This is a genomic window from Neobacillus sp. NPDC058068, assembly GCF_042885335.1.
In the GTDB taxonomy this organism is placed as follows: Bacteria; Bacillota; Bacilli; order Bacillales; family Cytobacillaceae; genus Neobacillus.
On record NZ_JBHVSI010000028.1, the window covers coordinates 1 to 23,861 of the forward strand.

Annotated in this window: 20 protein-coding genes and 1 other annotated feature; of the genes, 4 read left to right on the top strand and 16 right to left on the bottom strand. The window is 41.6% G+C overall.

Annotation, left to right across the window (positions count from 1 at the left end; translation table 11 throughout):
* Positions 1–370 precede the first annotated feature (370 nt).
* On the bottom strand, positions 371–1,768 hold the full coding sequence (gene proS / locus ACFVSW_RS24685) for a proline--tRNA ligase (RefSeq protein ID WP_387319311.1): 1,398 nt from the start codon (positions 1,766–1,768) through the stop codon (positions 371–373).
* Between the two features lie 81 nt (positions 1,769–1,849).
* Positions 1,850–2,065, bottom strand: a binding site (T-box leader).
* Between the two features lie 134 nt (positions 2,066–2,199).
* Between proS and ACFVSW_RS24690 the strand changes: the two genes are divergently transcribed.
* Together ACFVSW_RS24690 and ACFVSW_RS24695 are read left to right on the top strand one after the other, a co-directional pair.
* Positions 2,200–2,328, top strand: a complete 129-nt coding sequence (locus ACFVSW_RS24690) for a hypothetical protein (RefSeq protein ID WP_387319256.1) — start codon at positions 2,200–2,202, stop codon at positions 2,326–2,328.
* A 132-nt stretch (positions 2,329–2,460) separates the two neighbouring features.
* Positions 2,461–3,354, top strand: a complete 894-nt coding sequence (locus ACFVSW_RS24695; RefSeq protein ID WP_387319257.1) for a cupredoxin domain-containing protein — start codon at positions 2,461–2,463, stop codon at positions 3,352–3,354.
* Positions 3,355–3,387: 33 nt separating this feature from the next.
* On the opposite strand, the gene ACFVSW_RS24700 is transcribed toward ACFVSW_RS24695, so the two are convergent.
* The 8 genes from ACFVSW_RS24700 to ACFVSW_RS24735 all read right to left on the bottom strand — a co-directional run bounded on the left by ACFVSW_RS24700 (position 3,388) and on the right by ACFVSW_RS24735 (position 12,360).
* Positions 3,388–5,265: a M48 family metalloprotease gene (locus ACFVSW_RS24700; protein WP_387319258.1), complete on the bottom strand. Its 1,878-nt coding sequence runs from the start codon at positions 5,263–5,265 to the stop codon at positions 3,388–3,390.
* A 160-nt stretch (positions 5,266–5,425) separates the two neighbouring features.
* Entirely contained in the window at positions 5,426–6,562 is a 1,137-nt protein-coding gene (locus tag ACFVSW_RS24705; protein ID WP_387319259.1) for a cadherin-like beta sandwich domain-containing protein, read from the bottom strand.
* A gap of 101 nt (positions 6,563–6,663) precedes the next feature.
* Positions 6,664–7,206 carry a PepSY-associated TM helix domain-containing protein gene (locus ACFVSW_RS24710; protein WP_387319260.1) on the bottom strand — a complete coding sequence of 181 codons (543 nt, stop codon included), beginning with the start codon at positions 7,204–7,206 and terminating at the stop codon, positions 6,664–6,666.
* 305 nt (positions 7,207–7,511) lie between these two features.
* The gene (locus ACFVSW_RS24715; RefSeq protein ID WP_387319261.1) at positions 7,512–8,768 is read right to left on the bottom strand and encodes a sensor histidine kinase; all 1,257 of its coding nucleotides are present in this window, start codon (positions 8,766–8,768) and stop codon (positions 7,512–7,514) included.
* 11 nt (positions 8,769–8,779) lie between these two features.
* On the bottom strand, positions 8,780–9,451 hold the full coding sequence (locus ACFVSW_RS24720) for a response regulator transcription factor (protein ID WP_387319262.1): 672 nt from the start codon (positions 9,449–9,451) through the stop codon (positions 8,780–8,782).
* 83 nt (positions 9,452–9,534) lie between these two features.
* On the bottom strand, positions 9,535–10,701 hold the full coding sequence (locus ACFVSW_RS24725; protein WP_387319263.1) for an ABC transporter permease: 1,167 nt from the start codon (positions 10,699–10,701) through the stop codon (positions 9,535–9,537).
* Entirely contained in the window at positions 10,679–11,389 is a 711-nt protein-coding gene (locus tag ACFVSW_RS24730; protein WP_387319264.1) for an ABC transporter ATP-binding protein, read from the bottom strand. Before ACFVSW_RS24730 ends, ACFVSW_RS24725 begins: the two co-directional genes overlap by 23 nt.
* Positions 11,389–12,360 carry an efflux RND transporter periplasmic adaptor subunit gene (locus ACFVSW_RS24735; protein ID WP_387319265.1) on the bottom strand — a complete coding sequence of 324 codons (972 nt, stop codon included), beginning with the start codon at positions 12,358–12,360 and terminating at the stop codon, positions 11,389–11,391. The genes ACFVSW_RS24730 and ACFVSW_RS24735 overlap by 1 nt, the downstream gene beginning before the upstream one ends.
* A gap of 154 nt (positions 12,361–12,514) precedes the next feature.
* On the opposite strand from ACFVSW_RS24735, the gene ACFVSW_RS24740 reads away from it, so the two are divergent.
* Together ACFVSW_RS24740 and ACFVSW_RS24745 are read left to right on the top strand one after the other, a co-directional pair.
* Entirely contained in the window at positions 12,515–13,009 is a 495-nt protein-coding gene (locus ACFVSW_RS24740) for a MarR family winged helix-turn-helix transcriptional regulator (RefSeq protein ID WP_387319266.1), read from the top strand.
* A 4-nt stretch (positions 13,010–13,013) separates the two neighbouring features.
* The gene (locus tag ACFVSW_RS24745) at positions 13,014–16,178 is read left to right on the top strand and encodes an MMPL family transporter (protein WP_387319267.1); all 3,165 of its coding nucleotides are present in this window, start codon (positions 13,014–13,016) and stop codon (positions 16,176–16,178) included.
* 88 nt (positions 16,179–16,266) lie between these two features.
* Here ACFVSW_RS24745 and ACFVSW_RS24750 read toward each other — a convergent pair whose 3' ends face one another.
* The 7 genes from ACFVSW_RS24750 to ACFVSW_RS24780 form a co-directional block, all read right to left on the bottom strand.
* Positions 16,267–17,043: a serine hydrolase gene (locus ACFVSW_RS24750; RefSeq protein WP_387319268.1), complete on the bottom strand. Its 777-nt coding sequence runs from the start codon at positions 17,041–17,043 to the stop codon at positions 16,267–16,269.
* A 3-nt stretch (positions 17,044–17,046) separates the two neighbouring features.
* Positions 17,047–18,054 carry an ABC transporter ATP-binding protein gene (locus tag ACFVSW_RS24755; protein ID WP_387319269.1) on the bottom strand — a complete coding sequence of 336 codons (1,008 nt, stop codon included), beginning with the start codon at positions 18,052–18,054 and terminating at the stop codon, positions 17,047–17,049.
* Positions 18,054–18,971, bottom strand: coding sequence for a C40 family peptidase (locus tag ACFVSW_RS24760; protein WP_387319270.1), 918 nt, complete (start codon positions 18,969–18,971; stop codon positions 18,054–18,056). Before ACFVSW_RS24760 ends, ACFVSW_RS24755 begins: the two co-directional genes overlap by 1 nt.
* Positions 18,964–20,064: a dipeptide epimerase gene (locus ACFVSW_RS24765; RefSeq protein ID WP_387319271.1), complete on the bottom strand. Its 1,101-nt coding sequence runs from the start codon at positions 20,062–20,064 to the stop codon at positions 18,964–18,966. The genes ACFVSW_RS24760 and ACFVSW_RS24765 overlap by 8 nt, the downstream gene beginning before the upstream one ends.
* Positions 20,065–20,080: 16 nt before the next feature.
* On the bottom strand, positions 20,081–21,004 hold the full coding sequence (locus tag ACFVSW_RS24770) for a S66 peptidase family protein (protein WP_387319272.1): 924 nt from the start codon (positions 21,002–21,004) through the stop codon (positions 20,081–20,083).
* Positions 21,005–21,190: 186 nt separating this feature from the next.
* On the bottom strand, positions 21,191–22,831 hold the full coding sequence (locus ACFVSW_RS24775) for a peptide ABC transporter substrate-binding protein (RefSeq protein ID WP_387319273.1): 1,641 nt from the start codon (positions 22,829–22,831) through the stop codon (positions 21,191–21,193).
* A 28-nt stretch (positions 22,832–22,859) separates the two neighbouring features.
* Entirely contained in the window at positions 22,860–23,858 is a 999-nt protein-coding gene (locus ACFVSW_RS24780; RefSeq protein ID WP_387319274.1) for an ABC transporter ATP-binding protein, read from the bottom strand.
* Between the last annotated feature and the right edge of the window lie 3 nt (positions 23,859–23,861).

Genomic DNA, 23,861 nt, shown 5'->3' on the forward strand with positions numbered 1-23,861 from the left:
GTATACACTCAACGCTAGGATACGCCAGTCCAATCGAGTATGAAAAGGCGTATGAAAAGGCGCAACGACGAGTCGCCTGTGAAGACCTTATAACCCCTGCGTAAAGGAATAATTGGTTTTCAAATTATTCCTTTGCGCAGGGGCCTCCAAGCGAAGCGCGGAAGTTAAAAAAAATACGCCAAATTAAGCCGGATAAATATCTATTTTATTGACAGAAGTCCAAAATTCGCCCATTGAATACATAGTTTCGCCCATTGAACGCCTAAATTCGCCCATTGAACTATTTTTTGCCACTAAAGTGCTAGGCAAAGACCTCTTTTTCCGAAAAAAAGACCCTCCCGTAAAGGAAGAGCCTCTCATTGAGCAATTTTTAGTAAGCTTTTGCCCAATAAACCATTTGTTTCGCTTCTTTTCCGCAACAAACGCATGAGTCTGATAGCTGTTCTTGTTCAAATGGGATACAGCGGGAGGTTGCGCCTGCTTCTTCTTTGATTTTTTCCTCACAGGCTAATTCGCCGCACCACATTGCTTTGATAAAACCTGGTTTCGCTTCAAGTGATTCCTGTAATTCAGGAAGGGTTAAAGCAACCGTAGTTCGATCTTCACGGTGGTTCAATGCTTTGTTATATAAATTGGATTGAATGTCATTAAGTAATTCAACAAGCTTTGTTTCTAACTCCGCTAAAGGAACAATTACTTTTTCTAACGTATCGCGTCTTACTAAAACAACTTGCTTATTTTCAATGTCTTTTGGACCCACTTCAAGACGAACTGGAATCCCCTTCATTTCGTACTCATTGAATTTCCAGCCTGGCTTCTTATCGCTGGCATCAATATCAACACGAGCAACAGCCGCAAGCGATTTTTTCAAATCGTAGGCAAAATCAAGTACACCTTCTTTATGCTGCGCAATTGGCACAATCATGACTTGCGTTGGTGCTGCTTTTGGTGGAATTACAAGTCCGCGGTCATCGCCGTGTACCATAATCAGGGCGCCGATAATCCTTGTCGTGAAGCCCCATGATGTTTGATGCACATATTGAAGTTTTCCTTCTTTGTCCGAGTATTGAATGTTAAAAGCTTCAGCAAAGCCTGTGCCAAAATGGTGCGAAGTTCCTGACTGCAAAGCTTTTCCGTCATGCATTAAGCTTTCAATCGTGAAAGTGGCTTTAGCACCGGCGAATTTTTCCTTCTCCGTCTTTTGCCCTTTTACAACTGGAATCGCAAGAATCGTTTCACAAAGCTCCGCATACACATTCAGCATCTTAATTGTTTCTTCCATCGCGTCCTCATCGGTCGCATGGGCTGTATGCCCTTCCTGCCATAAAAATTCTAACGTGCGGAGGAATGGACGGGTAGTTTTTTCCCAGCGGACAACGTTAGCCCATTGGTTATATAGCTTTGGTAAATCTCGATGAGAATGAATAATCTTACTGTAATGCTCGCAAAAAAGCACCTCTGATGTTGGGCGGACAACTAATCTTTCTGCTAATGGTTCAGAACCGCCATGTGTAACCCAAGCTACTTCAGGAGCAAAGCCTTCAACATGGTCCTTTTCTTTCTGCAGCAGGCTTTCTGGAATAAATAATGGCATATACACATTTTCATGCCCTGTTTCTTTAATGCGGTGATCTAATTCATTTTTGATATTATCCCAAAGCGCATAGCCGTATGGGCGGATAATCATCGAACCGCGTACGCTTGAATAATCAATTAAATCTGCTTTTGTAACAACATCTGTATACCACTGGGCGAAATCCTCGTCCATACTGGTTACATCTTTTACGAATTCTTTTGCCAATTTTGACACCCCATTAGTTAATTTAAATACAAAAAGGCCTTGATCCTAAAAAGGGACCAAGGCCTGGCGGTACCACCCTAACTTCATAAAGCAATTGCTTTATACTCTTTCCATGATAACGGAGTTTATCCGCTTGTATCTTCAAATTCATCCGATACAGAACTCGGAGGCAGGTTCAAATGACCGTCTTAAGAAACCTCACACCAATGGTTTCCTCTCTTGGTAAGACCACTTCACATTACTAATCCTCGTCATTGTTTCAATAGTATTTTTTTAAAAATTATATCTGTCCCGCACACAAATGTCAATTCTATCGTGGAATATTTTTCTTACTTTCACCTTTAAACATCTAATTAAATGGGTTAAAATGCAGGTATTAGAATAAATGGGGTGACTTCATGAACGATGACAAGGATAATCTTGACCTGGAGGAAGAAGAAAAGGAATTTTTGCTTGAATACATTCGTATGCAGAATGAAGTCCTTAAACGGATTTATAAAAAGGCAACTGAAAATGAAAAAGAATAATTCCCCAACTTTCCATTTCTATAAGCAAATTTCATAAAACGTTCATATCCCCTATCGCCTCAGAGCCGCCATTTGCATTTATAATACTCTTATGTTGTTTATTTTAAGAGGACACATATGAGGAGACCAGAAATGACAATTTTTTCGATTATTTCAGCTGCGGTAGTTGCAATTGGCACCGGTTATTCTATTTTACTTATTTACCTTCATAAAGACCAACTGACAAATACGCCAGGGGTAATGATCAGCATGGTTATTGCAGTGATAACCGGCTTGCTTACCGGCAGTATTATTGGGATTCTTTCAGGTGAGGCGTTTCTAGTCGTTGGTGTCAGCATGATTATTGGCTTTATCGTTGGGTTTTTAGCCGGACACCCCGTTGGAATTCTAGCTATTCTCATGGGATCTATTGCGGGTTTGATGGGAAGTATTAATGGTGCGATACTCGGACTTTTCCTTCAATTTATTAACCCCACCATTTTATTAGGGATATTATTAGGCTTTTATATTGTTATCATTGGCTTTGTAATTGTTTATATTAAAGTTGCCACAAACAATAAGTTTTCGATTGATACCCAAGAGCTTTCGCCGTTTGCGATTTTAGGGGCAGGAGTTGTGATTGTTTCCTTGTTCCTATTCATGTATAGCAGTGATTTTGTGAAAATTCCTAGTAACAGCGAAGCGACTCAATCACAATCTCAACAGGCATCCAGCAACCTGGAGGTCCCAAAAACAGAAGTCGATGTAACGAACGAAGACACGCCAAAAGTGAAAATGCTCGTAACGGAAAAAGGCTACACACCTAACGTAATTCGGGTGAAAAAAGGAGTGGCGGTTGAACTAGAAATCGAAAATCCACTCAAAAATAATAGCTGCCTATCCACCTTTATGATTCCGGATTTTAATATTAATAATGTCAACCTTATAGAAGGCACTACGAATTTAACATTTACACCTGACAAATCAGGAGAATATACCTTTAGCTGTGGGATGAATATGTTTAAGGGAACGATAATTGTTGAGTAAAAAAAACGGCAAACCAATTGGTTTGCCATTTTTTTATGATACCCGTTCACTTTTTATGAGACAATGGATAGAAGCATGATCAATTGATTTAATTTTCTGCAGAAGTTCATCCTTTTCGGTTAAGATTATAACTGCGGTATCAGTGAACGCAGTTAGTTCATGAACATATTTTTCATACAATGCTTCCATGTTTTCAATAAGTTTAGTTCCTTTTGGAGTAAGCACACTTAGCGCCAATACATATTGCTGTCGTTCAGGAATCACTGTTAACACCTTACGAACAAGGTAGGCAGACATGATTTCCGGATGCAAACTTAACTGTTGAACACCAAGTTCTATTTCTTTAGCTGGTTTGTCATGTGAGACATATTGATCATTGGCGTAAAAATAATTACATTCTTGGTCTGATTGCTCGACAATTTCCAACCATTTTTCCAACTCTGCTTTTGTTTCTTCCAGCTTTTCTTTTTGACTGGTTTGATGGTAATATTCACATAAACAATCCAAACCATGGAGACGGCATTCCCAATCCAAGGATATTGCTTTTTTAATATATTCAATTCCTTTTTCTTTTGTTGTCTTATTTTCCAAATAATAATTTCCTAAAAATAAATAGGCTGGGGCGGCCTCTTTTTCGGCATAGGACTGAACGATTTCTTCGTAAATCTTAACCGCTTCCGAATCCCCTTTAAATTGCCTTGAAAGATTTGCCTTTTCCCATAATTCAGCCAATTCTAAAGGAGAACTTTTGGTTGAAAGTTCTTCAAATCTTTTTTGGTCATGATGATAGTCTTTGATTCCAGCTTTCCAATTGTCGTAGTTCCACTCAATCCATAGGTCATTAAAGTGATTAAGAATCCGTTTTGGATTTACGAAAAGGGTTTCCAACGCCGTGTTGTTAACTCTTTCAGGCAAAGTAGGCTCGCCTTTTAAAAATTGCAGTCTTTCCATCAAACTTGGATGGGTATCGGTCACCGTACTTTTCCGCTTTAAAGAGTCTTGAAGATATTTCTCTAATTGCGGCTCATTTAAACTATTAAATTTTTCTTTAAATTCTGTGTATGGTTCAGGAACAGAATCCGTTTTTGCACTTTCTTCAAATAACTGATCGTAAAAGTCTGCTTCATAATAGGTGGCTGCCACTTCAATCGTACATAGTGAAACAGCAGCATTCCCTGTCACATTCATTGCTACCTTGTCTGCCTCATATTCCTGCTGGCGTGCCAGCGCAAAAGTATAAGCATCATATCGGGGATAGTACCACATAAAGAATTTCCTAAATAGGAAAGTTCCAAATTGTTCATTCTCCTCTAAGGAGTCCATTAACCTTGCCCAAGTTCGGCGTACACGGTAAATTTTTGCCCCAAATGCGGTATCGGAATGACTAATATGGGCTAATTCATGGGCTATTACCGTAAGAAAATTTTTCTCACTTAGAGTCGAAAGCAGCGGCAAACCTATTTGTAAAATATTTTGTTTTCTGCCAAAAAATCCATACTTCGAATATTGTAAAACACCAGCATTATATGTACTATCTAAAAAAATAGAATGAATTTCAGGTGTTCCTATTTTCTTTCTTAATTCCTCTATCTTCGCAAAGAATTCCGGTGCATCCTCTTCTTTTAGATAATACCCATCCGGCATTTCCATTTTGATAAACAGTGCCTTCAAAATAAAGTAGGATAATGCACCAGCAATAAGGAGAAGTTTAATACTGCCAAAACTAAAGCTTCCACTAGCTAAGTAGGCAATCGACAGCCCCATCAAAAATAAGAATAAAGCTAAAAAGAAAAATACATAGCCAAAACCTAGCCCCGTCATCAACAATACTTTCAGTCGATATGATTTAGAATTCTCAGCTGCTTCCCTCTCAAATCGTTTCACTAGCAATTCAAATTCGCCGTTTGTCATGTATGATATCACCACATTTCTATAATTTGATAGTATTATAACAGATGGTATCATCTTACATAAATAACTATTTTTCTTAGATTTTAATTATTTTATTTTTATAAGAAAAACCGGGCAAATTCTGCCCGGTTTTTACATGAATTCTTATGAACTCATTCAGTTATTCATTTCTATCAAACACAAGTACATAGGTTTTTCGGTCACCATCATCATAGGTTACTACAATAGGAATAATCGTTTTCTGATTATCTTTTAGCTGAATTGTTTTGCTGCTGTCTCCATTAATCATGATGGTAGAAGCATTGTAGCTAGCAGTTGGGGTAATGGTAATCGTTTTTACATCTTTTGAAACGGCTACATGGTAGGTAAATTTATTTTTGCTAAAATCACTTCCCCAGGTACCATTAGAAACAGTTAGAGAAGAAAGTGTTGCCTTACTTGTTTTTTGTTCCGTAGTTGAGTTTTGCTGCAGCCCAGTTGGCATGGATGAATTATTTCTGTTATTCTGCGATGAATTGTTATTCGGTAAAAAATTATTATTCTTTGATGAATTGTTATTCTGTGATGAATTGTTGGGCTCCGGACTTGTGGCTGCAGCTTTGGTAACATGGATTGTATAAGTTCTCTTATCACCATTTTCTGCTGTAACGGCAATGACTATGTCTGCTTTTCCATCCGCGAGTTTTACGGAAACACCTGCCCCCTTGACGATAGTTCCATTCACTTCGATGGTTGCTGTCTTATCAATTGATGCAGGGGTAATCATGATGGCATTAACATCATTTGTTACTTGAACAGAATAATCAGTTATTTCAGAAGAAAATGCCGGCGAGAGTGCTCCCGCAGATAGTTTAATATTTTGCAATAGATTATTTCCATTTTGTTTTCTTGTAATCGTTAAGGTATAGGTATTTGCTGTTTGGCTGCCATCACTCACTGTGATCAGAAAGGTATTTTTTCCCGTTTGCAGCGAAAAAGTTTCTTCCTTTCCACTAGTTATTGATTGGCCTTTAATAATAATAGACGCTGCTGGATTACTACCTTCTACAAGTAACTTAAACGATTGAACTTCATTTTCAACGGTCGCTGAGTATTCCTTGACATCTGATGAAAAAGGCTGATCCAGCTTTAACCCGGTAATTTCTAAGTTAGCAAGAGTGTTAGTCTTTGGGTTTTCCTGATTTACATTGGGATTGCCTTCAGCATATGCCGTTGAAATGTGTGATCCAGAAACCATCCCAAGCATTGATACAGCTAGTAATAGATTTATTCCTTTTTTTTGCACCTTTCTTTTCATTACTTGCCAGTCCTCCTGTTTACTATCATTTTAAATAATGAATTATGGACCAACTTTACCAATTAATGCTTAAGATTAGCTTAATTTTCATGGGCATTTGATTAAGAAATGCCGATGTTATCATCAAGGCTTTTCTTTCTCTTTCGTTCGGCACCAAGAACTTTTATCGATAAATAAATACCTGTTCCCGTTAGGACCATCATTGCAAGGGCAACGAGGTCTAATAGCCACTTGATGTTTGTATTGCCAATTCTTCCTTCATGAAGGCCGCGGATGATGCTAAGGGCAGAACCTTGTCCCATGCCTTCTCTTCTAAATCCTTCAGGGAAATTTCCATTTCCGTCCATTCCGCGACGTCCCTGGAATTGTCCATTTCCATTTGCTCTTCCTTGCCACTGTGATTGTCCTTGATCAGGAGCTTGTCCATCTGTTTGCCCATTACTTGGACCAAAATTATCTGGCATTCCTTGAGGAACTTGTCCCTGTCTAAATTGACCCGGCTGGAAATTCCCTCCGCCAATTGCTGGCTGTGCTTGTCCAATTAACCACGGCTCATTCAATAATAGCCCACTAAGAGCCTCGATAAAAATGAACACCGATGCAATTAAGCCAATCCATAAATGTGCTCTTCTCGTCTTTTTCATTAAAGTAATCTCCCTTCGAATCAATAAACTGCACGAAAATGTGCTTGTACCATTGCTAAACTTATTATGAAGGGGAATCCTTAAGTTTTTCTTAAAAAAAGGCTCTGTAAAAAGGGAATGTTGATTTCCGTTCCAGGCGCGAGCTTTCCGCGGGGCGGGCGGTGAGCCTCCTCGGCGCTAAAGCGCCTGCGGGGTCTCACCTGTCCCGCTGCTCCCGCAGGAGTCTCGCGCCTTCCACTCCAATCATCATTGTGCTCAAAATCAACAATGTGCTTTAACACAGCCTAAAAAAATAAGCCCAAAATTCAAGTTTTTTGGGCTTTTGGAAATATAATTTCTATGGTTGTCCCCTTATTAAGGGTGCTGGTAACCTTTGTTTTACCATGATGCTTCTCAATGATCCACTTGGCAATCGATAACCCCAGCCCTGTACCCTCTGCAGCCGTCCGTGCCTTATCGCTTTGATAAAAGCGGTCAAAGATTTTCGGAATATCCGTTTCAGGAATACCAATCCCGTTATCCTTCACTTGCAAGAAAATCGAAGAGTGGCTTTGCGTGCACGAAAGGAGGATTTCACCGCCTTCTTTTGTATACTTCATTGCGTTGTCCAACAAAATAACGATCAGCTGGTGAATTCTCTCTTTATCCGCAAAAAAATGAACTGATTCAGCTACGTCAAGCCGAAGTAACTTTTCTTGATAAATAGCAATTTCTTCATATTGCTGAATGATTTCCTCTAAAAGCTCCTCAAGTTGAAAGTCTGACTTTTTCATTTCGATTTGATCAGAATCCGATCTCGCGAGTGTCAGTAAATTCGTTACCAGTTTGGAGAGACGCCTTGATTCATTCGAAATCGTCGAAACATCGAGAATTTTTTCTTGAATTGTCGCTCCTGGTGAGCGAAATAGTAAATCTGTTTTTGCTTGAATAACGGCTAAGGGTGTTCGTAACTCGTGTGAAGCATCGGAAACGAACTCCTGCTGCTTCTGCCACGCGTTTGTAATCGGAACCAAAGCCCTCCCCGCTAAGAAGTAACCGGATGCAACTGCACAAAGTACCCCCACGCCACAACCTACTAGGATGATTAATAATAGCCTATCTAATAATTCTTTTTCTGAATTGACATTGCGAATATTTTGTACGGTTAGTTTTCCCACTTTGGGAGCTTCAATTTGAAAAGCAATATATCTAAAAGAAAAGTCACCCACTTTAACATCCTGCACCTTGTTCAGGCTCTTTGGTTGAATGAACTTTTCATTGTCCTTAAATAATTCGAAATCACGGTTCTGTTCTACTAAAAGCTGCTTGTCTTCATTCCAAAATAGTGTCATGATTCTTGGATCTCTCCGGACGATCCTTGGTCCCGGTCCACCTCCAATTATCACTTGCCTCGGCTGCGATTGGTTAATAAAAATATCAACTGATTCAAGTAATGATTCGTCAACATCCTTATAGAGTTTATTTTCTGTATAAATATAAATAATGCTTCCGAGAATGCTAATTAATATAATAAACACCAAAGAATTCAACAATGTCAGCCGGATATGTGTTTTCTGAAACATACAAATCTCCCTTACGCTTCATTCAGCATATAGCCGACACCACGAATGGTTTTAATATCGGCATGATAACCAGACGGTTCTAATTTTTTACGGAGATGGTGCATGAATACCTCCACAATGGCGATGGTTGTATCAGAGTCGAAGCCCCAGACACGATCATAAATTTGCTCTTTTGTTAAGATCGCTCCCTTGTTTTGAATCAAAAACTCCAAAAGCTCATATTGTTTGGTGGTGAGTTTAATCGGCTCCCTATTGACGGTAATCTCCCTTTCCTTCCCCTGCAGCTCAATCCCACGATATTGAATCGTTTGATTAGTCGTTAAACTGCCGCTTCTCCGTAATAAAGCGCGGATCCTTGCTTTCAATTCCGCTGCTTGAAACGGCTTCACTAAATAATCATCGCCGCCGCTATCTAATCCCTTCACGCGGTCCTCTAATGAGTCCCTTGCTGTAAGGAACAGAACAGGAATCTTTAAGCCCTCCTTTCGAATCGTTTGCAACACTTCAAAGCCATCGATTTCCGGTAGCATGACATCTAACACAATCACATCATGAATGTTTTGCATCGCCAAAAACAGGCCATCCTCCCCGTTTGATGCTTGATCGACCTCAAACTCATCAGATAACAACTGAACAATTGACTCCAACAAAGGAAGGTTATCTTCAACAACTAATAAACGCATCTTTCCCGCTCCTCCATATTAATTAGCTTTATTATATAGCAAACAAAGCGGCCGCAACAGAAGCGAGCCGCATGTAACTTTCATTATTCGTAGCGCAAGGCTTGAATCGGATTTAACTTCGAAGCTTTATTGGCAGGAAAAACGCCAAATACAACTCCAACAGCTAACGAGAATAAGAAGGACAATACCATCACGGATGGAGTAAAGGAAACAGTCAAACTTAATATAGAAGATAATAACTTTCCTAAGCCTACTCCGGTTAATAACCCAATCAGTCCCCCTACACCGCTTAATACTACAGCTTCAATTAAGAATTGGAGAAGTACATCCCGCCTTTTTGCTCCAATCGCTTTGCGAATCCCGATTTCCTTCGTCCGTTCTGAAACAGAAACGAGCATGATATTCATAATTCCGATACCGCCAACCAGTAAGGAAATGCTGGCAATACCCCCTAACATCATAGTCATCGTATTCGTGACCGAACTCATTGTATCCATTAAATCCTGCTGATTCGTCACACTATAGGAATCACTTTTGTTAGGAAACATAGAAGCTAGCGCCATTTTTATCTCGTTCGTCACAAAATCCATTTGATCCTCATTTTTTCCTTGTAAATACACTTGGTTAATCGTCGTGCTCTTAACTAAACGCTGACCGGTGCTGATCGGGACGATGACGACATTGTCACCGCCTTGTCCCAGCGAGCTCCCTTTCGACACCAACACCCCAACAACCTTAAATGAAGTTCCATCGATTTGAAGATATTGGCCAACAGGATTATCCGACCCAAAAAAAGTAGCTGCGGTATCAGAACCAATCACCGCAATCTTTTGCCGATATTCGAGATCCTGGTCAGTAATAAATCTCCCTTCACTTACCTTCGTATCCCGGACAGTGGAATAGGCAGCATTGGTACCTGTTAACGTAACCTGTGATGATGTTCGGCCCTGTTTTACATTTACACGGCCAGATACGACTGGTGAAACTGCTTTAACGCCATTCAATTTACCTAACTCATCAATTTTATCTTCTGTTAAGGATAAATCAGTTCCAAAAGTATTTAAGGTTAAGAGATTAGTGCCCAACTGATTGATTTGGCTGGTTACATTTGCCGCAGAGCCTTGCGCAATCGACACAAGGATGATGACCGACGAAACTCCGATAATCATACCAAGCATTGTTAACGCGGACCTGAGTTTATTACTCTTTATGCTTTTTAGGGCCATCTTAATAGATTGAAAAATTCCCAACGAGCTCACCCCCGTTCTCTAGCAGCTGACCGTCCTGGATGCTGACCATTCGATTTGCTTGTTTGGCAATCGCTAAATCATGGGTAATTAAGATAATCGTATTGCCAAGTTCATTTAGTTCTTTCATAACCTGCAGAATTTCTTTGCTTGTTTTGCTGTCTAGCGCGCCTGTAGGTTCATCGGCGAGAAGAATAGCTGGATTTCCCGCCAACGCTCTGGCAATCGCAACCCTCTGCTGCTGCCCCCCAGAAAGCTGTGTGGGTAAGTGCCCGGCCCGTTCTTTCAACCCGACTTTGTTTAATCCTTCTAATGCCCGTTCGCGCCTTTCTTTCGATGACACACCTGCATATAACAAGGGCAGCTCCACATTCTCGAGCGCCGTTAATTTCGTCAAAAGGTTGAAATTTTGAAAAATAAATCCAATTTTTTGATTCCGAATCGTCGCTAACTGGTTATCGTTCATTTTCCCAATATCCTTACCATCCAATAGATATTTTCCCGTTTGTGGACGGTCAAGGCAGCCAATCATATTCATTAATGTCGATTTCCCCGAACCCGAGGGACCGATAATCGCTAAAAATTCACCTTTTTCAATCTCTAGGGAAACATTATTTAACGCATGTACGGTTTCGCCGCCGAGCCGATAGGTTTTCATGAGGTTACTAATTTGAATAATTGGATTACTCATTAGTTCCCACTCCTTACTTCTACTTTCCCTTGTCCGCCCCAGTTTCGATTCATACCGCCTCCACCCATGTTCCCCATGCCGCCCATGCCGCCAAAGCCACCGCCTTGCATCATGCGATTAGAATTAGTGGAGGAGCCTCCTACAGCCAATTGCGGTAATTGGATGGTTTGACCCTCTGCGATTCCTTCGGTAATTTCTACATAATCTTCATTTGCTAAGCCCGTTTTCACTATTTTTTGCTCGGTTCCAGAGTTTTGACTATCTGTAAGCTCGATAACATATTTCTGATTGTTTCTCGTGTAAACAGCATCGAGTGGGACTAACAAAGCATTTTCTTTGCTCGCGGTCAGAATACTTGCTTCAGCACTCATACCTACTTTTAAATTGTCTGGTTTGTCAATATGAATCGTGACATCAAATGTTGAGACTCCGTTTGCTGAGGAACCCTCTTCCGCAACTGCAGTCACTTTTCCGGTGAAACTCTCGTCCGGATACGCATTGACTTTTAAGCTCACCGTTTGTCCGTTTTTGATTTTTGGAATATCTAACTCATCAATTTGGACAACGGTTTGTAAGTCTTTGTAGTTCGTTAGATGGGCAACAACTTGTCCATTATTAACACGTTCTCCATTTTGAACGGCGATTGTGGTAATAACGCCATCTGCTGGTGCAATGACTGGATCACTTCCATCAATGTACGTCATCAGTACTGCGCCTTTTTTTACCTCCTCGCCAACTGTCACCAAGACCTCATCTATTTGATTAGTATCAATTGTTGACTTAATATCTTCGCTTGTTATCGCCTGCACCGTGCCCGATCCGCTGATTTTGACTTCTAACGTTCCCTTTTGTACAGTGGCAGTTCGCACTTCTGCCGATGCTTGTTGAGTACTCGTTTTAGATGAATACCATTGGTAGCCGACAAAACCAACTACCAGAACGCCCACTGCAATTAAAATCCATTTTTTCATTGTTATTTACTCCTTTTCTGATCCTGGAGACCCTTTACAGGACACATTATTTTCGAATAAGCCTATTATTATCTTCGTTCCTTAACTTTTCCTTAAAGATAAGTAATTGACACTCCTATTAGTTTGATTTATAGTTAAACAGGTGAATAGTTAAATGATTGAACTAATTTGCGAGGTGGAAAATATTGTGACTAACAAGATTATTCAGGAGTTAATCGACCGATACGTGACTGTTTCTTTTCAAGTTCATAAAAAGGCGGAGTCATTAATCAAAGGGAAAATTGGCGATGATTTAACCAATGACCAGCACTACATATTAAGGTACATTTCTCAGTCAGGGGAATGCACTTCCTCTGAATTGGCTGATGCTTTTGAAGTGAATAAAAGTGCCATCACGGCGATTATCAACCGAATGGCCGATAAAGGCCTCATTCAAAGAACTCGTGATGAAAATGACAGAAGAGTAGTATATTTAACCTTAACGGATGAAGGCAATATTCTTTATCAGAACTGCCAAGAAAAAATACAATTTCTCGTGGAATCGATCATTACTCAATTTGAAGAGTCAGAAATTAAGAATTTTATCAATACGTATGAAAAACTAGCCCAAATATTAGACCACAAGAAGAAAGAAGAACTGGGGGAATAACAAAGTGAGAGCAATAATTAAAGGAAAATGGTTCATCCTCGTTGCATGGATTGCTGTTATCACTGCTCTTTTTATGGTCGCTCCAAATATGGAAGCACTTGTCCGGGAGAAAGGACAAATTAAAGTACCCGCGGGTTATTCATCGACCATCGCTGAAAAATTTCTCAAAGATGTCCAGTCGAGTGAAAACAAAGGCAGTCATCTGCAAACAGCTCTCGTCTTCCATAGTAATAAAAAGTTAACAAAGGATGATTTTTCGACAGCAGAAAAAGCGGTTAAACAGCTCGAAAACAATAAGAATGAACTTGGAATTACTGAAATCCTCACCCATTTCAATCAAGAACAGCTTAAGGATCAGCTTGTTTCAAAAGATGGAAATACCATTCTTGTTTCGCTAAAAGTAACCGCAAATGGCCGGGAAGCAAAAGATATTTCAAAAGATTTATATAAAGCGATTGATCAGACCAAGCTTGCTCATTACTATACCGGCAGCTGGGTCATAAACGAGGACCTTGTCACAAACTCGCAAGAAGGCTTGAAAAAAACAGAAGGAATCACCGTTGGTTTCATTTTGATTGTTCTCCTGCTTGTGTTTAGATCTGCAGTTGCACCGATTATTCCGTTAGTAACCGTCGGCTTCAGCTATCTTACTGCTCAATCAATCGTCTCGATATTAGTGGATAAGTTTAACTTCCCACTATCAACCTTTACCCAGATTTTCTTGGTCGCCGTTCTGTTTGGGATTGGTACTGACTATTGTATCCTGCTACTCAGCCGCTTTAAAGAAGAACTAGCAAAAGGTGAGCATGCGAATGAAGCGATTATTACCACTTATCGAACGGCTGGAAAAACCGTTTTATTCAGCGGTATAGCGGTTTTAATTGGCTTTGCATCGATCGGTTTTTCAACCTTTCAGCTTTACAAATCGGCAGCCGCCGTTGCCGTTGGGGTGGCCATTTTATTAATCGCGCTTTTCACTGTCGTGCCCTTTTTCATGGCCGTGCTTGGAAAAAAACTATTTTGGCCTTCCAAAGGCAAGCTTGAGCATGGTGATAGTAAATTCTGGGGCTTTGCCGGCAAATTTGCCCTAGCGCGTCCGTTGATTGCCTTTATCCTTGTCGCCATCATTTCGGTTCCGTTCTTATTCACCTATAAGGGGCAATTATCATTTAACTCACTTGAGGAAATCAGTGATGATTATCCGTCGATAAAAGGCTTCAATATCATCGCTGACTCATTCGGTCCTGGTGAATCGATGCCAACACAAATTGTCATTAAAAACGATGACAAGATGAGCACATCGGATTATATCGCGTTGACGGAAACAATCAGCCAGGAGCTGAATAAAGTAAATGATGTGAAATCCGTCCGTTCCGTAACCCGTCCAACAGGCTCACCAATTGATGATTTTTATTTATCAAAACAAGTAGCAAGCCTTGGGGAGGGACTTGGTGAAGGAAATGACGGTATCAAGAAAATCAGTGCTGGTCTTGCCGAAGCAAGCAGTCAGATGGCAGCGAATCAGCCGAAAATGCAGGAGGCTACAAATGGCATCAGCCAATTAATTACCGGGACCGACAAATTAAAAACAGGAATGGGCTCCCTTCAAGATGGGCTGACAAAAATTGAACATGGACTAAAAAGTGGCTCCACTGGATTAACAGATGCACGTAAAGGCGTAGAGGATATGAAATCCCAATCTGAAAAGCTATTAGCAGGGTACAAACAAATCCTGCAGGGCTATAAGGACGCAAGTACTGGTCTTGGCACGCTTAAAGGGCATTACGATGAAATCGTGGGCGGATTAGCTGTCTTGCATCAAAGGCTAGCCTCAACGGATCAGTATTTTGCTAAACTTGAAAATCAATATTCAGGCATCGCCCAAAATGAAAGCTATCAAGCTATTAAAATGAGGGTAGCTGGTGCCAAAACGGCAACAGATACTTCGATAAACGATCCAAAAGTCTCTTTGGCAACTGCTTTGAATAATATAAATACTGAACTAAAAGGAGCTCAAAACGGCCTTGATATTGCGAACAAAAACTTTTCCTCTATTATTGCTCACCATGGGCAGCTAGTAGACGGGATGGAAAAGCTGATTACAGGGATTAAAAACCTTGAAGATGGACTTTATAAAATGGAAGCAGGTCAGAGGGAAGCTATTGCAAACCTGCCACAATTTTCAGGAGGTTTAGCTGGGCTTAAAGATGGACAGCAACAGATCCTGACTGGATTCCAAGACATGAGCGGTCAAATCACCCAGCTCTCTGACGGCTTAACGCAAAGTTCAGATGGCTTAAATCAAGTATCCAATGGATTGAATTCTGCCCAGGACTATCTTTCCGATGTAGCGAAGCAGAAGCAGAATGGTTTTTACATTCCACAGGACGTACTGGATAGTAAAGACTTTGAGCAAGCACTCAATGCTTATATGTCAGCGGATCGCAAGGTGATGACGATTGATGTTGTCTTTAATAAAAATCCGTATTCCAATGAAGCGATTGATCGAATCCCAGAAATTAAGCAGGCGGTCAAACGGGCTGTTAAGGATACAAAGCTGGAAAATGCCAAAGTGGCCGTTGGCGGTGTATCAAGTATGCACAATGACCTTGATACCATTTCCAAGGCAGATTATTCCCGGACCGTGGTATTAATGCTTATCGGGATTAGTATCATCCTAATTATTTTACTGCGTTCCATCATTATGCCGCTTTACTTAATTGGTTCCTTAATCCTAACCTACTTTACTTCCATGGCGATTTCGGAAGCGATTTTTGTTCATTTGCTAGGTTATTCAGGAATTAGCTGGGCTGTCCCATTCTTTGCTTTTGTTATTTTAGTAGCGCTTGGAATTGACTACAGTATTTTCTTAATGGACCGGTTCAACGAATACCGGGATTTGCCGGTGGAACAGGCCATCCTGCATGCTATGAAAAAGATGGGTACAGTCATTATTTCTGCCGCAGTCATTTTAGGCGGTACTTTTGCAGCGATGATGCCATCAGGTGTTTTATCATTGCTAGAAATTGCAACGATTCTCTTAATCGGTCTTGCCTTGTATTCTCTCGTTATGCTTCCATTGTTTGTACCAGTCATGGTGAAAACATTTGGCGTAGCCAACTGGTGGCCATTTAAAACAAATAACGACCGTGTAAATCATCTAGATTAACGAATCTGCACGCTGACCCTAATCGCTCAGCATGCTCAACGTAAGTAAGAAAGGGACTGACTTTTTCAGAAGTCAGTCCCTTTCTTACCTATTCAACTAAATAATCAAATATATGTTTTCCAAGGTTCTTCATGGTTTGCTTTCCGGCCTGCAAGTCTTCAATCTGGTCCATCAAGACTGCCACAAAAGCGGTTTTCTTTCCAAATTGAAGCACGGCACAATCATGTTCCACTTTTGGAAGCTCACCGGTTTTGTTGGCCACGAACAGCCGATCATCATCCATTCTCGCTGGCAGCTTATCTTTAAATTGCTGAATACCCATGATTTCTAACGCAAGTGCCTGACTTTCCATCGAAAGGATCGTTCCTTCCGTCATCCACTTCAGGCATTGAATCATGTCCAGCGGACTTGTGTAATTGTCCCTTCCCTGTAAGATTGCCTGAAAGTCCATCATTTTCCGGTTCAGCTCGGTCTGTTTCAATCCGGACTGCCGCATAAACCGATTAATCGCGTCCATTCCCAATAAGTCAATCAAGAGATTAGTAGCTGTATTATCTGAAACGATAATCATTAACGTCATTACATCTCTAACTGTCAGCCGGACATTAGGTGACAGGGCCTGCAAAACCCCTGAACCGCCGACAATTGCATCCTTAAAAACCGGGACTGGGTCATTCTCGCCCAGCTCCCGATTGTCACATTGTCTCAGTGCTTCTATTAAAATCGGAACTTTAATTAGACTTGCAGACTGAAACACTTCCAAGCTATTCACTTGAATCTGTTCGTTGTCAATCTCAATAACCAGCCCAATCCGCCCTTTGAATCCGCTTATTTCTTCGAATACTCTCGTTTCTAAGCTTTTCATGGGCTATCTTGTCGCGGCAGCCTGAGAATAATCATGCCCGCCGGTTTTGTTTTTATCATATAAGTGGCAAGCGACAAAATGGTTCGCATCCATTTCCTGCCACACTGGTTTTTCGGCACTGCAAATGTCCATTGCCATTGGACAGCGCGTCCTAAAAACACAGCCGCTTGGCGGGTTGATTGGACTTGGCAGTTCCCCTTTCAAAATAATCCGCTCTCTTCTGTCCTCAATATCCGGATCAGGGATCGGGATTGCTGACAGCAATGCCTGTGTGTACGGATGGAGAGGCTTCTTATATAATTCGTTACTAGTTGTCAATTCAACTAATTGACCTAAATACATGACGCCAATCCGGTCGCTGATTTGTTTTACCATGGAAAGGTCATGAGCGATAAATAGGTAGGTTAGCCCTTTTTCAGTTTGAAGCCGCTTTAACAAGTTCACGACCTGTGCCTGGATGGACACATCTAAAGCGGAAATCGGTTCATCAGCGATAATAAATTCCGGGTCCAGTGCCAGTGCACGGGCAATGCCAATCCTTTGGCGCTGTCCGCCGCTAAACTCATGAGGATAGCGGTTGGCATGGTCTTTATTTAAGCCAACATCCTCTAATAATTGATAGACCCGCTTTAATCGTTCCTTTTTATTAGGATAGAGGCCATGGACTTCCATCGGCTCAGAAATAATTTCACTTACGGTTGATCTCGGGTTTAATGAGGCATAGGGGTCCTGAAAAATCATCTGTATTTGCCGGTGAAAAGCAAACCGTTCCCGCGATTTTAGATTATGAATGTTTTTCCCATTAAAGAGAACTTCTCCATCTGTCCGGTCATATAGGCCGATGATTGTCCTACCGGCAGTAGATTTACCACATCCCGATTCACCAACGATGCCAAAGGTTTCACCCTTATTGATATGAAATGTTACCCCGTCAACCGCTTTCAGGATTTCTCCATGCCCTAAATCGAAATGCTTTTTCAAGTTATTTACCTGTAGTAATTTTTCCATCATTATGCCTCCGTATCATTCCAGTAACGCCGTGCTGCACAAAGTTCCCGCTCGTAAATGGTTCCCGAAAGCGGAATAATTTCAACCGTTTTGCCGGTGTTCGGAGAGTGAAGCAGTTTCCCGTCACCGTAATAAATACCGACGTGATGGATGCTTCCTTTCCCTTCTTCATAGGCAAAAAACAATAAATCTCCAGGTTTTATATCTGTTGTGGCAACTGGTTTTCCCGCACCTGCTTGATCATGAGCATCACGGGGAATGACATAACCATTTGCCTTACACATGGAATAGCTGAAACCAGAACAATCATAGCCATAACTGCTCATCCCTCCCCAAAGGTAGGGCAGTCCAAGGAATTGTTCTCCAGCGGAAACGATATCGCTTCCCATCCCTTTGTAACGTGCTGCTAAGGATTCAAAGACAACAATGTTTTCCCAGCCTAATGCACCGATGCCATCCGGTGTTTTGACTATTACCTGCGAATCCTCTTCCTTCATCAGCGGCAGCGTTGTTTGAAACGATAATTCTAAAGTGCTGCCTTCCTTCGAAAGAATGGCCATCGGTCTCGTTACCACTGCCACAGGTCCGTTTTCTATATTCCAGTCCTCATGACATTTCATTAATTGACATTTCGGAACCCAGCCAGGATAGCCGCTCTCATTTTTGGAAGAAGGCTGATCTGGAATAATGATTTGAGCCCACTCCTCTTTTTCCTCTACCAGCAAAACCTCTTGACCGAATAAAAGCTGTGTTTGAACAAGGTTGTCTTCGCATAAACCTAACCGTGTTTCATATGATAAGCCGGATAACCATGCTTCTATATCAACTGGATTTGTGACCGCATCCCAATCTATTTCCCGGGCCGAATCAGCAGACGTCCAAACCGTAGCAACCGGAACACTAACAAGCCATTTATCCAACAGAAACTCCCCCTTCAAAAATAACCCCTTTAATCCCTAGACCTGGCTCGCTTGGCATTGTTATAAATCGCCCATTATATTGAATTCCCCCATCAACAATTTCCTTCGCCAGCATCAGCGGGGCATCAAAATCATAGCGAGTAATATTTTGCTTACTTGCGGCAAAATGAGCGGCAGCAGAAATCCCAAGACGAGTTTCAATCATGCTCCCGACCATGCACTCGACACCGCATGTTTCGGCAAGCTGGTTAATAATCTGCGCCTGATAAATTCCTCCCGCTTTCATCAGCTTTATATTAATTAAATCGGCACTTCTTGTTTTCAATACTTGAAAGGCCTGTCTAGCTGTGAACACACTTTCATCCGCCATTATCAGCGTATCGACATGGTCCGTTACTTGTTTTAGACCTTCAATATCATCCGCTTTAACAGGCTGTTCGACTAATTCAATCTGTAAGCCGCTGTCCTCCATTTTGCGGATGGCCCGGATGGCATCCTTTGCGGTCCAGCCTTGGTTTGCATCGAGGCGGATTTTAATATTGTTCCCAACCCGGTTCCGTACTTCGCGGATGCGTTCTAAATCGGTGGCAATATCATCCTTGCCCACCTTCACTTTCAGAACATTGAATCCTTGTTGGATATAGGAAACGGCGTCGTCACCCATTTCTTCAGGTCCATTGACACTAACGGTGAAATCCGTCTCCAATTCCTGCTTATGACCGCCAAGGAATTGATAAAGCGGCAGCTTGCAATATTGGGCCAAGCAGTCATAAAGAGCCATATCGACGGCTGCCTTTGCACTCGAATTCCCGACCAAAATGGTCTTCAGTCCCTGAAATAGCAATTCATAGTTTAACAGACTTTTCTTTTCTAAAAACGGTTTGATCACATAGTTGATGGCCGAATCGATGCTTAAAAGGCTGTCTCCGGTAATCACAACGGTTGGAGGTGCCTCTCCCCAGCCGACAATGCCATTATCACAGATTATTTTTACAAAAATAGCCTCTGCCGTTGTAACGGTCCTTAGTGCTGTTTTGAACGGTTTAATTAGTGGAACCGCGCCTCGAAATGTTTCAATTCGCTCAATCCTCATTATATTTAACACTCCTTTACAAAATGCCGCTCTCGACAATTAGAGTTTTTTCCATCGTATTCATCGTCGCATTCACGCCAAGTGGTATAGAAATATGCGGATTACAGTGACCGATTTGGAATCCCTTTAAAGCAGGCTTATTTGCAAGCTTGAGATAATGATTGATTACCTCATCAAGCGTTAATGAAAGATCCCTTTTCGGTGTACAATCACAAAAGTCTCCTAGCAAAATCCCGTTTGCCTCATCAAGCTTACCCGCCATATAAAGCTGATTGAGCATCCTGTCTACTGAACGTGGTTCTTCATTGATATCTTCGATAAACAACAGTTTTCCTTTTGTATCTATTTCAAATTTAGTGCCAAGCGTACTAACTAACAGTGACAGATTGCCGCCTATGAGCGGACCGCTCGCTGTCCCAGCAACTACCACCTCTAATGGAGAGAGCTGCTCGGTATAGGTCATTGCTTCTGGATGAAACAATTGCAAAAATCCATCTCGTGATAATGCGTGTGTATCTTCCTTCCCAATATCAGATCCCAGCATCGGTCCATGGAAGGTAACGAGCCCGGTTTCTTGCCGAAAAGCAGTATGTAAAAAAGTAATATCACTATAGCCCCAAAATATTTTCGGATTTTTCTTAATGATTTCATAGTCAATCCCAGCGGCAATTCGACCAGTTCCATATCCACCGCAGGCACAAATGATTGCCTTTACCTCTTTATCTAAAAACATCTCATGCAGGTCAACAAGTCTCTCTTGATCAGCCCCAGCTAAATAGCCATAAATTTTGCTGACACCTCTTCCCTTTTTGACCTTCAACCCTAGCCCTTGCAAATACTCGATGCCTCTTTCAAGATTTTCAAGGTTTGGCGGGCTTGCTGGTGCAATGACTCCAACAGTATCTCCCTTTTGCAGGCGATTTGGTCTTACAACGTTCATCACAATAACCCCCTTCCAGGTTTTAAGAAAAGGGATGTTCTACCGAACATCCCTTTTACCAGTTTGTCTAGCTCCAGCGCCTAGCCTCGGAAGTCTAAGCCACTCCCAAAATGAAGGCAAAAGCGCCTTCTTTTTGGGAGCGTCTTATGCTTGACGGGGATGACCAAGGCGCTTACGCTTTTCTTTTTATTTTTTATCCGCGCCTTTTAACTCTAAGTAACCAACTGGATGTCGGACGATGCCTGTTACATTTTTATTTTGTAAATATACTTGGTTGTAGAAGTGAATTGGAACAATTGGAGCTGCGTCGAGTAAAATCTTCTCCGCTTTATACATCATCTCATACCGTTTCTTTTCATCCTTTTCAAGCTTTGCATCTTTAACCAATTGGTCAAATTCTTTATTGCTCCAGCCTGTACGGTTCATCGGCGAGCCAGTAATAAAGTTTTCGATGAAGTTGATTGGATCGGCATAGTCTGCAAGGAACGAACTCCGTGAGAACTGGAATTTTAAAGCTTTTTGATCTGCTGCAAACACACTGCTTTCCATATTGGCAAGCTTCACGTCCACGCCTAAATTTTCTTTAAACATTTGCTGCAGCGCTTCAGCAATTTTCTTGTGAGAATCACTTGTGCTATAGGTTAAGGTAACTTCTGGAAGCTTCGTGTACTTTTCCTCTTCCATTCCTTTTTTCAACAGTTCTTTCGCTTTTGCTACATCAGTTTTAATCAGGTCACCGCTCTTTTCACGGAAGTCATTGCCATCAGGATCTTTAAATCCGTAGGAAACAAAACCGTAGGCAGGCTTTTCTTGGTTTTTCGTCACGAGCTCAACCATTTGCTTCTGGTCAACAGCAAGGGCAAACGCCTTACGGATATTCTCATTTTGGAAAGGTGCCTTTGTGACGTTAAAACGATAGAAGTATTCGCCAGCTTGGTCTTCTACCTTTACGTCTCCCTCTTTAAACAGCTTTTCAGCCATCTCTGCCGGGACATCAGAAGTATCCAGCTCACCTGTTGTAAACATTTGGTATTCAGTCGTTGGATCGTCAACCATTGCCCAATGAACTTTATCCAATTTCACATTTTTTACATCCCAATATTTATCATTCTTGACCATGGTTAAATCACTATCATGGTTCCATTCTGCTAATTTAAATGGACCATTTGCCACGAATGTGTTGGCTTCGGCAAACCATTTTGGATTTTCTTTGGCTACCTTCTCATTAATTGGGAAGAAACAAGGATTAGAAATAACACTTAAGAAATAGGCTTGCGGGCTGATTAGTGTTACTTCGAAGGTCTTTTTATCCACTGCTTTTACCTTTACATCATCTGCAGAACCCGCTCCGGTATTATAAGCCTCGCCGCCTTCAATAAAATAAGCTAAAAACGCTGCCGGAGAACTTGTATTCGGATCCAATAAACGCTTCCAGGCAAAGACAAAATCGTCGGCCGTTACATCATCGCCATTGGACCATTTTGCATTGTCGCGAATATGGAATGTATACGTTTTCCCATCAGCGGAGACATCCCATTTTTCAGCAGTTGCCTCTTTTGGTTGATGTGTTTCATCTAAGCGCGTAAGACCTTCCATAAGGTTGTTTAACGAATTCCACGAAACAGCATCAAAGCCGATTGGCGGGTCAAACGATGTTGGCTCTTGGCTATTATTCAAGTTCAGAACCTTTTCTACCTTTTCTGCCTTTTCCCCTGACTTTCCTTTTCCATCGTCCTTCTTTTCGCTTCCAGCATCTTTGTTTGCTGTACAAGCGGCTAAAGCAAATAACATCATTACAGCGACTAACAGAACAGTAAACTTTTTCATCGTATTCCCCCTCGTTCAATTTATTATGTTATTTAAAGCTTGAAACCAATTTTTTTGCCCGTTCGTCCTGCAGCCAGCAATCTACCTGGTGCTGCTGGCTTATGTGCGTTTTAAACGGATAAACCCTTTCACAAACCTCCATTGCATAAGGGCAGCGTGCCGCAAATGCACATCCTACAGGAGGTGAAAATAAATCGGGAGGTGTCCCTGGGATAGGAACAAGTTCAGCCTTTTCCGCATCTAAACGCGGAACAGACTGAAGCAGTCCCTTTGTATATGGATGCTGCGGTTTATAGAATATCTCCCGCCTTGTGCCTAATTCAACAATTCTGCCGGCATACATGACAGCAATCCTGTCAGCCACCTGGGCGACCACGCCCAAATCATGGGTGATTAAGATAATCGAAACTCCTGTCTTCTTTTGAATATCACGAAACAGCTCTAAAATTTGCGCTTGAATCGTGACATCAAGAGCAGTTGTCGGTTCATCGGCAATTAATACATCTGGCCGGCACACCAGCGCCATCGCAATCACAATCCGCTGGCGCATTCCGCCGCTAAACTGATGCGGATACTGCTTTAGGCGTATTTCCGGGTTCGGAATACCAACAAGCGTCAGCATGTCAACCGCTACTCTTTTCGCCTGAGCCCTCGTTAGTTTCTCATGCTGGATAATCCCTTCCATAATTTGCTCGCCAATGGTAATCGTCGGATTGAGTGCCGTCATTGGGTCCTGGAAGATCATCGAAATATTGGCGCCGCGAATTTTCCGCAGCTCCGGTTCTTTCAATTTGATTAAATCCATATTTTTAAAAATAATTTCCCCGCCGCGAATTTTCCCCGGGGGTTCAGGAATAAGTCTCATAATGCTTTGTGAGGTGACACTTTTCCCGCAGCCGGATTCCCCGACAATTGCTAATGTTTCCCCTTTATGAAGGTCAAAACTGACTCCGCGAACGGCTTTCACTTCACCGCCGTAAGTTGAAAAGGAAACGTGAAGGTCATTTACCTGAAGAACTTTTTCCATGCT